This window comes from Polynucleobacter sp. Adler-ghost (genome assembly GCF_018688495.1).
In the GTDB taxonomy this organism is placed as follows: domain Bacteria; phylum Pseudomonadota; class Gammaproteobacteria; order Burkholderiales; family Burkholderiaceae; genus Polynucleobacter.
In genome coordinates, this window is sequence record NZ_CP061320.1 from 646,436 (window position 1) to 660,164 (window position 13,729).

The following is a 13,729-nucleotide window of genomic DNA, read 5'->3' on the forward strand; positions in this document are numbered from 1 at the left end:
ACAAATGTGGTCTTATATTTTCAAGCGTGTACTCTTGATGATTCCTACTTTGTTAGGTGTCTTAACCCTGACATTTGCTGTAGTGCAATTTGTACCGGGTGGTCCAGTTGAGCAGTTGATGTTAGAGCTCAAAGGTAAGGGTGATGCTGCAGTCAGTGGTGCGGAGTCTTCTGGTGGTGGTAGCAATTATCGTGGCCGCCAAGGAGTGGATGCTGAGCGCTTGGCTGAGGTGAAGGCTTTGTATGGTTTTGATAAGCCGCCAGTAGAACGTTATTTCATGATGCTCAAGCGTTTTGCGCAATTTGATTTAGGCCAGAGTTACTACCAACACCAAAGTGTTTGGCAGTTAGTGGTTTCTAAATTACCTGTGTCTATCAGCATTGGTTTATGGACCTTCTTTCTGACGTATTTAGTATCGATACCCTTAGGTATAGCTAAGGCAGTTAGGGATGGCTCTCGCTTTGATGCGGTCACTAGTACGATGATTTTAGTGGGCTATGCCATTCCAGGTTTTGTATTGGGTGTGCTTTTGCTCGTCATTTTTGGTGGCGGCAGTTTCTTGCAGATATTCCCTTTACGAGGGCTAACTTCAGATAACTGGAGTGAGCTCAGCATGATGGGTAAGGTAATGGATTATTTATGGCATTTAGTTTTGCCAATTACCGCTTCAGTCTTAGGTAGCTTTGCCGTGATCACTATGCTGACTAAAAACTCCTTCCTAGAGGAGATTCGTAAGCAGTATGTATTGACTGCGAGAGCCAAGGGTCTTACTGAAAAACAAGTGCTGTGGAAACATGTGTTCCGCAATGCGCTTCTTCCCCTGGTGACTGGATTTCCGGCGGCATTTATTGGCGCTTTCTTTACTGGCTCGCTCCTGATCGAAACTTTATTTTCTTTAGATGGACTTGGTTTGCTTTCCTATGAGTCCGTGATGCGACGTGATTACCCAGTGGTTTTCGGAACGCTCTATCTCTTTACGCTGATTGGCTTGTTTACGAAGTTGATTTCGGATCTTTGCTATGTCTACATTGATCCGCGCATCCAGTTTGGTGCGGGAGGTGGCTCATGAGTCGCTGGTACCGATTTAAAAATAGTCGTATGGGTTACGTCAGCCTGTGGATCTTCATGATCCTATTTGGTCTTTCTATGGGCGCAGAGCTGATTGCGAATGACAAACCTTTGGTCGTTCGCTATGAAGGAAAATTCTATTTCCCTATTGTGAAGTCACAACCTGAGCGAGTATTTGGTGGTGACTTTGCGACGCCCACCGATTTTCTAGATCCGGATATTCGTCACAACATTACCAGCAATGGTAATTGGGCAATTTATCCGCCTATTCCCTATAGCTATGAAACGCTCAATTATTTTTCAAAGGTTCCAAATCCTGCACCACCATCGTTAGATAACTGGTTAGGTACTGATGATCGAGGGCGCGATGTCTTGTCGCGCTTAATTTATGGCTTTCGTTTATCAATTTTGTTTGGTTTGGCGCTCACCATTGTTGGCGTTAGCGTGGGCATCATCACCGGCTCTTTAATGGGATTCTTTGGCGGTAAGTTCGATCTGGTTTCTCAGCGATTGATTGAGGTTTGGTCAGCGATGCCAGAGTTATATCTACTCATTATTTTTGCCTCCATCTTTAACCCGAGTATTTGGCTCTTGATTATTCTGCTAGCAGCATTTGGTTGGATGGGTTTATCTGACTATGTGCGTGCAGAGTTCTTCCGTAATCGCGCGCTAGAGTATGTTCGTGCAGCCCGAGCATTGGGATTAACCAATCTACAAATTATGCGCCGTCATATTTTGCCGAATAGTCTGACGCCTGTCATTACCTTTCTTCCCTTCAGAATGAGTGCGGCGATTCTGTCGCTCACCAGTTTAGATTTTTTAGGTTTAGGTGTGCCACCAGGAACGCCGAGTCTTGGTGAATTACTCTCCCAAGGAAAAAGTAATTTAGATGCGTGGTGGATTTCACTATCCACCTTTGTTGTTTTAGTAGCCACCTTACTCTTACTCACTTTTATGGGCGAGGCCTTACGTGATGCCTTTGATTCTCGTAAGTCGGGCGCGATGAGTGGAGGCCGTTCATGAGTTCCGTGAAAAGCACAGCTCCACTCCTGCGCTATGAAGATTTCTCAATTTCTTTTGGTTCAGGTCGGCGTGAAAAATTTGCTGTGAGCCATCTTGATTTAGAGATTGGGGTAGGTGAGCGCATTGCCCTAGTTGGAGAGTCCGGTTCAGGTAAGACGCTGACTGCTTTAGCGCCACTGCGCCTTGAGCCAGAGGGTGCAAAAACATCTGGTCGAATTTTGTGGAGTGGCCAGAGTGCAGATGCTAGTAATCCTTCTGTGAATTTGCTAGACCTACCAATACAAGCTATTCGTGAAATTCGTGGTCGTGAGATTGCCATGGTCTTCCAGGAGCCGATGACTGCGCTCAATCCTTTGTTTACTATCGGCAATCAGATTGTTGAGGCAGTGCAGATTTATGAGCCATTGATCTCTAAGCCTGACGCAATGTCTGCTGCAATTGAACTGCTTAAGAAGACGGGTATTCCGGAGCCAGAAAAACGCTTTCATTCTTATCCTCACCAGCTATCTGGTGGACAGCGCCAACGCGCCATGATTGCAATGGCCTTGGCTTGTAAACCCAGATTACTCATTGCAGACGAGCCTACTACCGCTTTGGACGTGAGCTTGCGTTTGCAGATTTTAGATTTACTCAAAGAGTTGCAGGAGGAGTCTAAGGATCACGGTGGCATGGCGATCTTATTAATTACCCATGACCTTAATTTAGTAAAGCATTTTGCTCAGCGTGTTGCCGTTCTCAATCAGGGCAACCCAATGGAAGTAGGGCCTACAAAGCAAGTCTTTGAGCATCCGGATAACGCGTATACAAAAGCGTTGGTCAACAGCGAACCTGTGCGCAACTTAGCACCAGTAATGCCTTTGGCACCCGTCCTATTAAAGACGGAGAGCTTATCTGTTTCTTATCCTGGCACAGAGTCCACCTCTTGGTTTAAAAAATCTCCGCGTCATCAGGTCTTACGAAAGGTGAGCTTTGAGCTCAAGCAGGGACAGACTATCGGTGTCATTGGGGAGTCTGGTTCAGGTAAGACCACTTTAGGTATGGCAGTTTTAGGTTTGTTGGGTGATTCTGCAGCAGAGATCACGGGCACAGTAGATGTATTGGGTAAAGATTGGCAAAAGCTAAAACCATTGGATCGCCGAGCCATGCGCTCGAGTTTGCAGGTGATTTTTCAAGATCCATTTGGCTCACTTTCTCCGCGCATGAATGTGATGCAAATTGTTTCAGAGGGTTTGGATGTGCATTTTCCGAATTTGTCTGCAGCGGAGCGTGAGTCCCGCGTTCTCGATATTTTGCGAGAGGTGGGAATTGATCGTTCCGCTCTCACGCGCTATCCCCATGAATTTTCTGGCGGTCAGAGGCAGCGCATTGCCATTGCTCGTGCTTTGATTCTGAAGCCGCAGATCTTGGTATTGGATGAGCCAACTTCAGCATTAGATGTATCGATTCAAAAACAGGTGCTCGCATTGCTGACGGAGCTCCAGAAAAAATACAACTTAGCTTATTTGATGATTAGTCATGATTTGGCGGTCATTCGGGCAATGTCGCATGAGGTGATGGTGCTCAAAGAGGGTAGGGTGGTGGAGTTTGGTGATACTGAGACCCTCATTAAGCACCCTCGTCAGACTTACACCAAAGAGCTTTTTGCAGCCGCTGAACTGAGCTAAGAGCTCAGTTAAATAGGCTCTACAAGGGGCTAAAGTGGTGCATTTACGCCCCATAATGGCAAATACACTATTGAAAACAAAGAGTTATCTCAGGCTTAGCACTTGGTGAAATGGGCCTTCTTTGCTAGAATCGAGTGATGTCCCTTAAAAAAGACCTCTTGCCAACGCTGATTCTGCAGTTGCCGATCGCTGCGCTGATTGCAATCACATTGGCTGCGAATCCCGCGCGAGCTGTGGACGCTGTTGCCGATACTGCAAAAGATTCGTCCGCAGAAGTTGTTAAAGAGACTCCTAAAGAAACCATGTTTCAGGCAGGTAGGTCTTACTTCGCCCGCGTGTCAGATCGTTTGGCAGATTCCGTTACCGGCAAATCAGATGAATTAATTAATCGCGCTATGGAAGTGATTGGAGTGCGTTATCGCTGGGATGCTGAGTTGCCGCAATCAGGTTTGGACGGTAGTAGTTTTGTTGGCTATGTTTTTAAAGATAAGCTAGGTTTTTTATTGCCACGCAAATCGACTCAAATGAGCCGAGTGGGCAAACCGATTACTCGTGAAGAATTGCAACCTGGTGACTTAGTGTTCTTTAACACCATGCGCTTAACTTTCTCTCATGTCGGTATTTATGTTGGTGACAATAAATTTATTCACTCTCCATCTAAAGGTACCAGTGTGCGTGTAGACGATCTTGGTAGCCTTTACTGGGATAAGCGCTTTGATGGTGCTCGCCGCTTAGACGGTAGTGACAATTTGGGTGATGCAGAGCGTCAAGAGTTGCTCAATGAAGTCAATAAGCTCAAGCGTAAGTCCCGTAGCCTTTGATTTTTATCTAGCTAAGCGAGTGTATGCTCCCTTAGCCATTCTTTTAGCGCTAAATCAATCCTAGTTTGCCATCCCGACCCGGATGCTTTAAATGCTTCGACTACGTCGCTAGACAAGCGAATGGTAGTTGATACTTTCGTTGGTAAAACTTGAGCCCCTCTAAGTTTTCGAGAGGCTAATTTAGCTTGTAGCGACTCTGGCAGCTCTTTAAATGTTTTTGACTTTCTGAGCTCTTCAGCTGACCACTCGAAGTTTTCGCCATTAATTTTGGATTTGTTTTTCATATTCAGTGAGCTCCCGCTTGTTTGCTTTTCTAAAGCTAATGACTCGTATTCCCTTTTCGGTCTCAGTAAAAACTAGTGTATGCAATCGACATCGCAAAAAACCGATTGCTCGTATTCTGATTTCTCCATAGTCTTTTCTCTCATCCACAGAAAGTCTTGCGCCCTCAAAATCAAACTCGATAACCTCCTCAAATGAGAGATTTCGTTCTATTAGATTTCTTTTGTTTTTATGGTCATCATAGGTAATCTCCATATATATCTAATTGTAGTTACAATCAGATATATGGAAATATACCATGCTTATGACGTGGGGATGTGGGGAGGTTTTACTGCTTCAACCTTTCCTTAATCAACCCCATTTGCTCCTGTGCTGCAACCTCGCCAGCAAGGATGGCGGCATTTCTGGATTTGAAGTCGCCGCTACTCATTTGTTTGAGTAGGGGCGTGATCACAATATCGGCGCTCTTGAGCTCATATTGATTAATACTTCGCTGCATGATGGATATGGTTTGTTGCATAACGCCAAAGGTTCCGCTGGCATCTTGATGAACAGGCTCTGATGAGATGTTGACCGCAATCACCAGCGTTGCGCCCATCTGTCTGGCATAACTGACTGGTACTGGAGCAACTAAGCCGCCGTCAACATATTCTTTGCCGCTAATGACTGCTGGCTGGAATACACCCGGAACGCTGCAAGAGGCGCGCACCGCCAGACCTGTATTGCCAGAGCGAAACAAAATACCTTTGCCAGATTGCAGTTCAGTCGCCACAATCCCTAGGGGTATCCGCATTTGCTCGATAGACTTATTTTGCACTTCACGATTCACCATGTTTTGCAGGGCGTCCCCTTTAATGAGGCCGCCAAATCTTCCCGCAAAAGGGAGTCCCCAGTCGGCAATGGTGGCTTCATCAAGACTTAAGGCGAGCCGATTGAGATCATTTCCGGTAGCACCAGAGGCAAGTAATGCCGCAATAACGCTTCCGGCGCTACTGCCCACCACAATATCGGGTCGAATACCCTGTGCCTCTAATGCCTTAATAACGCCCACATGGGCAAAACCTCGGGCGGCACCCGCCCCTAATGCAAGGCCAATGACAGGCTTGCGACTACTCATTAAGCTACAACCGGCCAGACTCGAGCCCCCAAGGAGAGCCCCTAAACCTAGGCCTAAGCCCAGAAAACGACGTCTTGCATCGATCTCAGGGGATGAAAGAAGGGGTAGGGCTGTAATTTCGTGCATATAGCTATTGTATTGAGCCTCCCTTATAATGGTTACACGGTGAGCGAAAAAGACTTCGTTTCAGCGCGGGTAGCTCTCCCAAGTGGATTTTGTGGATGCATTGCCCGCAGTAGCTAAAAGTGCCACCAGAACACTACCAACCCATTACTGAAATACATTTTTATAGTCTCATCAGGCCAATGCCTGATAGCCCGAATTTTATGGATGATCACAATAAACGCGTAATTGAAACAGCCCTCTTGTGCGCGCAAGAACCACTCACAGTTGCTGATATGACGCGCTTATTTGTGGAAGATATTGCCGCTGGTGAAATTGATCATGCTCTTACGGAGCTTCAAAAAGCCTGGGAAGATAAAGGCATGGAGTTAGTTCATATTGCAACTGGCTGGCGTTTTCAGAGCCGCTTAGCAATGCGTGAATATCTTGATCGTTTGACCCCAGAAAAGCCGCCAAAGTATTCTCGTGCGGTGATGGAAACCTTGGCGATTATTGCCTACCGTCAGCCGGTGACACGTGGCGAGATTGAAGAGATTCGTGGTGTTGCAGTCAGTAGCAATGTGATGAAGCAGTTAGAGGATCGGGGTTGGGTTGAGGTGATTGGCCACAAAGAGACCATCGGTCGTCCTGGTTTATATGCCACAACTAAGCAATTTTTAGACGACCTCAGTCTGACTAATTTACAAAGCCTGCCAATGTTAGAGGATGCTGCACCGATGGCTGCAGCTGCGCAATTAGGTCAGGCGGTCATGGAATTTGATCCTAGCGCTACTGTTGAGACGGTCATCGAGTTAGATGAAAACGGTCAACCCATCATTCAGTTAACAGATGATGAATCGGTAGACGACGAATCGATTAGCGAAGAGATAAGTGAAGCAGTAGAAGCAGTTACTCCAGAGTCTGAAGACAAATCAGACGAACCAAAATAATTATTAATGACAAGTCATAACGAAAACGATTCATCTCCGATTAAATCTACATCGGACAACTCCACTGGTTCTGAGTCTGCGCCCAATCATTCAGAGGGTGCAAAAGGCGAAGGGCGTGAGGGTGGTCCACGTCGTCCACGCCGTCAGGGTGCGGGCGCTGGTAAGCCGTTTAATAAGAAACGTCCATTTAACAAGGATCGTCCTCGTCGCGAGGGCGACCCTGGTGGTGCGCGCGATGGCGTTAACCACGCAGCTGCCAAGCTGGCACCAAATCCGGCAGAAAGCGAAGCCTTGTTTGCTTCAGTAGTCTCTGGAGAATTCGATGCCGCATTAGATGCGCCTGAGGTCATTGAAGTTAAAAACCCAGATGGTGTGAATGAGAATGAGATTTCTCATCAAACTGGTGCAGAGCGTCGCGCACAACGTGTCCGTCATGACGATGATGCCGATACACCTAGCGATGATGAGATGAGTAGCTTGCAATTTGCCAACATCGATGACTTGCCACTCAGCTTGCGTGATGAAGTTTGGTCAGACTTGGATGGCTTGGACGACGAAGCTGACGACGAAGATACTGTCAAGTTGCACAAGGTATTAGCTGATGTCGGCATGGGTTCACGTCGCGATATGGAAGACTTGATTATTCAAGGACGTGTGTCCGTGAATGGCTTGCCAGCCCATATTGGCCAGCGTATCGGGCCGACCGATCAGGTGCGTATTAACGGCAAGCCTGTGCATCGCAAGATTCAGACCAAGCCGCCACGCGTGATCATGTATCACAAGCCTTCTGGTGAAATCGTCAGTCAATCTGATCCAGAAGGTCGTCCAACTGTATTTGATCGTTTGCCAAAGCCACGTCAAGGACGTTGGATTGCAGTGGGGCGTTTGGACTTTAATACTGAAGGCCTCTTGCTATTTACAACTTCAGGTGAGCTGGCAAATCGCTTGATGCATCCTCGTTACGGTGTTGAGCGCGAGTACGCTGTTCGTATTTTGGGTGATTTGAGTCAAGAAAATATGGCTCAATTAAAGAGTGGTATTACCTTAGATGATGGCCAAGCCAAATTCTTACGTCTTTCTATGGGTGGCGGGGAAGGTGCAAACCGTTGGTACCACGTTGCTTTGACTGAAGGTCGTAACCGTGAGGTACGTCGCATGTTCGAGGCAGTTGGGCATGTCGTCTCTCGCTTGATTCGTACTCGTTACGGGATTTTCTTATTGCCTCCACGTTTGAGGCGGGGTAAGTGGGAAGAGATTGAGGCTGGCGGTATTTATAACTTAATGAAGTTTGCAGGCTTAAAAATGCCTCAACCCCAAGATAAGGGTCGTGGCCCCAGTTCTGGATCTCATGGAAGAGACCGTAATCCCGCCTCCAGTGGGGATTTTCAGCCAGACCCAATGCAAACCTCGGTTTCTTATTGGGGTTCACGGGATGCTTTAACCCAGGCCAGTGGTCATGGTTCTCTCACCCATCAAGGTCGGGGTGGTAAACCTGGCGGTGGTGGTTCTGGCGAGGGGCGTGGTCCTTTCCGGGGTCGTACTCAGGGTGGACGTCCAGGCGCAGGTGGTCAAGGTGGTGGCCAAGGCGGTCAGGGCCAGAACCGTAATAAAGGCAAAAAAGTCCATCACGGACAGTCTGCTTTTGTAACGGCAAGCCCTCAAACTCCAGGAAATGGCCCTAAACGGGGGGCTCCAAAAGGGCGCAAACCCTTCAATAAAGGTCCTAGAAAACCGCGAAATCCAAGCGAAAGCTTCTGATTTTCATGAGTTTTCCTCTAAATCGGCTATAATTTTGGACTTACAGCAGTTTGCTGCTGTTTTAAGTTGTTACCGACTGATGTTGCGATCAACGTAAGTCGGCCTGTTCTGAATTTCGAGAATATGGGCTTTGAAGCCCATTTTTTTTTGCCGTTTTGGATTGAAGGGTATTCGTGAAGGATCAGCGGATTATTTCTGCAGAGGTAGAAAACCTAGGGTACACGCTAGTTGATATCGAGCGTGAAGCCGGAGGTTTGCTGCGTGTCACGATCGAAAACCCGGATTATGAGCGTTTGATTAATGTCCAGGATTGCGAAAAGGTAAGTCATCAACTGAGCTACACATTGCCAGTAGAAAACATTCCCTTTGAGCGTCTAGAGATTTCTTCTCCTGGTCTAGATCGCCCTGTTAAATCAGCGGCTGATTACGAGCGCTTTTCCGGAATGGAAGTGGATTTGAAATTGCGAGTTGCCGCTGGCGATCGCAAGAAGTTTCGTGGTGTGTTGCAAGGATTGCTGAGTGGTGAGTTGGATTCACCCGATGCGAAATTTGGTTTGTTGTTTGAAGGCGCTGATGGCGCTGAGTCTCAATTGGAGTTTTCTTTAGCCGAGGTCGATAAGACTCGGTTGGTCCCTGTTATTGATTTCAAAGGAAGAAAGTCATGAGCCGAGAAGTTCTCATGTTGGCAGACGCCTTAGCGCGTGAAAAGAACGTAGATCAAGCGATTGTGTTTGAGGCGCTAGAAATGGCGTTGGCATCAGCTACTAAGAAACGTTATCCGACAGAAGATGTGGATATCCGTGTATCGATTGATCGCGAGTCTGGTGAATACGAAACCTTCCGTCGCTGGTTGGTTGTTCCTGATGAAGCAGGTCTCCAAGAGCCTGATAAAGAAATTCTGCATTTCGAAGCCCTCGAACAATTTCCAGATATGGAAGTTGGCGAATACATTGAAGAGCAAATCGAATCTTTAGCCTTTGGCCGTATTGGCGCACAAGCTGCCAAGCAAGTGATCTTGCAACGTATTCGTGATGCTGAGCGTGAGCAGATTCTGAACGACTACCTTGAGCGTGGCGAAAAAGTCATGACTGGTACCGTGAAGCGTGCTGACAAAAATGGTTTGATTATTGAGTCTGGTCGCGTTGAAGCCCTGCTGCGTCGCGATCAAATGATTCCTAAAGAGAACCTCCGTTCTGGTGATCGTGTTCGTGCTTACATCTTGAAAGTAGATCGTGAAGCCCGTGGCCCACAGATTGAGCTCTCACGTACTTGCCCAGATTTCTTGATCAAGTTATTCGAGAACGAAGTTCCAGAAATGGAGCAAGGTTTATTGGAGATTAAGGGCGCAGCACGTGATCCTGGTATCCGTGCAAAAATTGCTGTGATTACTTACGACAAGCGCATCGATCCAATCGGTACTTGCGTTGGCGTTCGTGGTACACGCGTTACTGCAGTTCGTAATGAAGTGGCTGGCGAGGCGGTAGATATTGTGTTGTGGTCTGAAGACCCAGCGCAGTTTGTGATTGGTGCCTTAGCACCAGCACAAGTCTCTTCCATCGTAGTTGACGAAGAGCGTCACGCTATGGATGTGGTGGTTGATGAAGAGAACTTGGCAATTGCGATTGGCCGTAGTGGACAGAACGTCCGCCTGGCTAGCGAACTGACTGGTTGGCAGATCAACATCATGACTCCAGAAGAGTCTGCTGAGAAAACTGAAAAAGAAGCTGCTTCTGTACGTCAATTGTTCATGGACAAATTGGACGTTGACCAAGAAGTTGCTGATATCTTGATCGAAGAAGGTTTCAATACATTAGAAGAGGTTGCTTACGTACCCCTTTCTGAAATGTTGGAAATTGACTCTTTTGACGAAGACACCGTAAACGAATTGCGTACTCGTGCGCGTGACTCTCTCTTGACCATGGAATTGGCTAAGGAAGAGCGCGTTGGCGAAGTCTCACAAGATTTACGTTCCCTTGAGGGAATGACCACTGAACTGGTTGCTAAGCTTGCTGACAATCAAGTTCATACCCGTGACGACTTAGCTGAACTGGCTGTTGATGAGCTAGTTGAGGCGACACAAATTGACGAAGAAACCGCGAAAACGCTCATCATGAAAGCGCGCGAACATTGGTTTACTTCATGAGAGGAAGTAGTACATGGCAACAACAGTAAAAGTACTCGCTAAAGAATTAAAACGTACCGCGCCAGACCTTCTAGAGCAATTGAAGGCTGCCGGTATTGAAAAAGGTTCTGAGGACGACAGCATTACCGAAAAGGACAAGATTGTCCTGCTTGAGCATTTGCAAAAAGAGCATGGCAGTGCAGATACGGGTAGTCGTAAAAAGATTACCCTAATCAAGCGCGAAAACTCTGAGATTCGTCAGGCAGATTCTGCTGGGCGTACTCGCACTGTTCAGGTTGAGGTTCGTAAAAAGCGCGTGCTCGTTAAAGCAGGAGATAAAGCTCCTGAAGAGACTCCTGCTCCAGCAGCCAAGAAAGCTGTTTCTGCAGCATCCGCTAAACCCATCTTATCTGCTGAAGAGTTAGAAAAACGCGCTGCAGAAGCTACGCGTCAAGCTGAGTTATTGGCTCGTCAAGAAGCTGAAATGAAAGCAGCAGAAGATGCTCGCCAAAAAGAGGCTGATGCTGCAGCGGCTGCAAGCGCAGCTGAGCCAGCGACTGAGAAATCCGCTAAGGCAGACGGAGATGCTGCAGCAGCTAAAGCTGCTGAAAAGAAAGCGAAAGCTGACAAGGCTGCTAAAGATATTGCTGATGCTAATAAAGTGCAATTGGCGGATATCACTAAACGCCGTGCCGCTGCTGAGGCTGAAGCTTTAGCAATTCGCGACATGATGAGTACACCTGCGCGTGTTCTTAAGGCGCCAAGTGAAATTGCTGCTGAAGAAGCTAAAAAAGGTACTCTACATAAGCCTGCCAAGGTTGAGGGTGCTGAGGATAAGAAAAAAGCAGTTGCTAAAGTTGGTGGTAAGACGATTAAATCTGCAGAGACTTCATCTACTTGGCAAGAAGAAGGCGCTAAAAAACCAGGTGGTCTCAAGACTCGTGGTGATAGCTCAGGTGGTGTAGGTGGTTGGCGTTCAGGCGGCGGCAGAAGAAAGCAACGTCAAATTGCTGAAGCCAATGTCGACACCAATTTCCAAGTGCCTACTGAAGCTATTGTGCGCGATGTCAATGTCCCAGAAACCATTACCGTTGCTGAGTTAGCACACGCTATGGCTGTGAAGAGTGCAGAAGTGATTAAGCTCTTGATGGGTATGGGTCAGATGGTCACCATTAACCAGATCTTGGATCAAGATACGGCAATGATCATCGTCGAGGAAATGGGCCACACAGCGCATGCTGCTAAGTTAGATGACCCCGATTTAGATTTGGGTACAGCTGGTCACGATGCAGAGTTATTGCCGCGTCCACCCGTAGTTACGGTGATGGGTCACGTTGACCACGGTAAAACATCTTTGCTTGATAAGATTCGCGCAGCTAAGGTTGCCACTGGCGAAGCTGGTGGTATTACTCAGCACATCGGCGCTTATCACGTTGAAACTCCCCGCGGCATGATTACCTTCCTGGATACTCCGGGTCACGAAGCCTTTACGGCAATGCGTGCTCGCGGTGCCAAGGCAACGGATATCGTGATCTTGGTGGTTGCAGCGGATGATGGCGTGATGCCACAAACCAGAGAGGCGATTCACCATGCTCAAGCAGCGGGTGTTCCAATCGTTGTGGCAATTAATAAGATTGATAAACCTGAGGCCAATTTAGAGCGTGTCAAAACGGAATTGGTAGCTGAGCAAGTAGTGCCTGAGGAATACGGTGGCGATGTGCCATTTATTGGTGTTTCTGCCAAAACGGGTGATGGTATCGATGCATTGCTCGAGAACGTACTCTTACAAGCAGAGGTTTTGGAACTCAAAGCAGCTAAAGAGGCTCCGGCACAAGGCTTAGTGATTGAGGCGCGTTTGGATAAAGGGCGTGGTCCAGTTGCAACTGTTCTCGTTCAGTCTGGAACGCTCAAGCGTGGCGATATGTTGTTAGCCGGCTCAACCTACGGCCGTGTTCGCGCGATGTTGGATGAAAACGGCAAGCCTTGCAATGAAGCTGGCCCATCTATCCCTGTAGAGATCCAAGGTTTATCTGAAGTTCCTGCAGCTGGTGAATCAGTACAAGTGGTTCCTGACGAGCGTAAAGCACGCGAGATTGCACTGTTCCGTCAAGGCAAGTTCCGTGATGTGAAGCTAGCGAAACAGCAAGCCTTCAAACTCGAAACCATGATGGAAAACATGGAAGAGGGTGCAATTGAAGCGAAGTTGTTGCCGCTGATCATTAAAGCCGACGTACAAGGTTCTCAAGAGGCATTGTCACAGTCATTGCAAAAGCTCTCTACTGCAGAGGTGAAGGTTCAAATCGTTCACGCGGCAGTCGGTGGCATTACTGAAACTGACGTGAACTTGGCAGTGGCTTCTAAGGCAGTAATCATTGGCTTTAACTCTCGCGCAGATGGTGCGGCGCGTAAGTTGGCTGAAAATAATGGTGTAGATATTCGTTATCACAACATTATTTATGACGCAGTTGATGAAGTGAAAGCAGCCTTAAGCGGCATGTTGACACCAGATAAGAAAGAAGAAATCACCGGTATGGTGGAGATTCGTCAAGTCTTCTTGGTATCTAAAGTTGGCGCGATTGCCGGTTGCTTGGTGCTCGATGGTGTGATTAAGCGTAACTCTAGTGTTCGCCTCTTGCGTGACAATGTAGTGGTCTGGAGTGGTGAGTTGGATTCTCTCAAGCGCTTTAAGGATGATGCAAAAGAAGTTCGTGCCGGTGTTGAGTGTGGCTTGTCATTAAAAGGCTACAACGACATCAAAGAGGGCGATCAACTAGAAGCATTTGAAGTGACTGAAGTTGCTAGAACACTTTAAGAGCTACCCA

12 protein-coding genes are annotated in these 13,729 nt (G+C 47.4%); 9 read left to right on the forward strand and 3 right to left on the reverse strand.

Annotation, left to right across the window (positions count from 1 at the left end):
* Positions 1–4 precede the first annotated feature (4 nt).
* The 4 genes from ICV89_RS03385 to ICV89_RS03400 all read left to right on the forward strand — a co-directional run bounded on the left by ICV89_RS03385 (position 5) and on the right by ICV89_RS03400 (position 4,576).
* Positions 5–1,069: a microcin C ABC transporter permease YejB gene (locus tag ICV89_RS03385; protein WP_215310303.1), complete on the forward strand. Its 1,065-nt coding sequence runs from the start codon at positions 5–7 to the stop codon at positions 1,067–1,069.
* Complete coding sequence (locus ICV89_RS03390) at positions 1,066–2,091, forward strand: ABC transporter permease (protein ID WP_215309701.1); 1,026 nt, start codon at positions 1,066–1,068, stop codon at positions 2,089–2,091. Before ICV89_RS03385 ends, ICV89_RS03390 begins: the two co-directional genes overlap by 4 nt.
* Positions 2,088–3,755, forward strand: a complete 1,668-nt coding sequence (locus ICV89_RS03395) for an ABC transporter ATP-binding protein (RefSeq protein ID WP_215309703.1) — start codon at positions 2,088–2,090, stop codon at positions 3,753–3,755. Before ICV89_RS03390 ends, ICV89_RS03395 begins: the two co-directional genes overlap by 4 nt.
* 137 nt (positions 3,756–3,892) lie before the next feature.
* Entirely contained in the window at positions 3,893–4,576 is a 684-nt protein-coding gene (locus ICV89_RS03400; protein ID WP_215309705.1) for a C40 family peptidase, read from the forward strand.
* 11 nt (positions 4,577–4,587) lie between these two features.
* On the opposite strand, the gene ICV89_RS03405 is transcribed toward ICV89_RS03400, so the two are convergent.
* The 3 genes from ICV89_RS03405 to ICV89_RS03415 all read right to left on the reverse strand — a co-directional run bounded on the left by ICV89_RS03405 (position 4,588) and on the right by ICV89_RS03415 (position 6,101).
* Positions 4,588–4,860, reverse strand: coding sequence for a BrnA antitoxin family protein (locus tag ICV89_RS03405; RefSeq protein ID WP_215309707.1), 273 nt, complete (start codon positions 4,858–4,860; stop codon positions 4,588–4,590).
* A complete protein-coding gene (locus ICV89_RS03410) occupies positions 4,838–5,113 on the reverse strand; it encodes a BrnT family toxin (protein ID WP_215309709.1) in 276 nt (91 codons plus the stop codon). The genes ICV89_RS03405 and ICV89_RS03410 overlap by 23 nt, the downstream gene beginning before the upstream one ends.
* A 73-nt stretch (positions 5,114–5,186) precedes the next feature.
* Entirely contained in the window at positions 5,187–6,101 is a 915-nt protein-coding gene (locus ICV89_RS03415) for a patatin-like phospholipase family protein (RefSeq protein WP_215309711.1), read from the reverse strand.
* Between the two features lie 200 nt (positions 6,102–6,301).
* Between ICV89_RS03415 and scpB the strand changes: the two genes are divergently transcribed.
* The 5 genes from scpB to infB all read left to right on the forward strand — a co-directional run bounded on the left by scpB (position 6,302) and on the right by infB (position 13,719).
* Positions 6,302–7,027 carry an SMC-Scp complex subunit ScpB gene (gene scpB / locus ICV89_RS03420; protein ID WP_215309713.1) on the forward strand — a complete coding sequence of 242 codons (726 nt, stop codon included), beginning with the start codon at positions 6,302–6,304 and terminating at the stop codon, positions 7,025–7,027.
* 6 nt (positions 7,028–7,033) lie between these two features.
* On the forward strand, positions 7,034–8,785 hold the full coding sequence (gene rluB / locus ICV89_RS03425) for a 23S rRNA pseudouridine(2605) synthase RluB (protein ID WP_215309715.1): 1,752 nt from the start codon (positions 7,034–7,036) through the stop codon (positions 8,783–8,785).
* Positions 8,786–8,958: 173 nt separating this feature from the next.
* Positions 8,959–9,450 (forward strand): ribosome maturation factor RimP, encoded by a 492-nt coding sequence (gene rimP, locus ICV89_RS03430; RefSeq protein ID WP_046329859.1) that lies wholly within the window; start codon positions 8,959–8,961, stop codon positions 9,448–9,450.
* The gene (nusA, locus tag ICV89_RS03435; protein ID WP_046329860.1) at positions 9,447–10,928 is read left to right on the forward strand and encodes a transcription termination factor NusA; all 1,482 of its coding nucleotides are present in this window, start codon (positions 9,447–9,449) and stop codon (positions 10,926–10,928) included. The genes rimP and nusA overlap by 4 nt, the downstream gene beginning before the upstream one ends.
* A gap of 13 nt (positions 10,929–10,941) precedes the next feature.
* A complete protein-coding gene (gene infB / locus ICV89_RS03440; protein ID WP_215309717.1) occupies positions 10,942–13,719 on the forward strand; it encodes a translation initiation factor IF-2 in 2,778 nt (925 codons plus the stop codon).
* Positions 13,720–13,729: the final 10 nt, after the last annotated feature.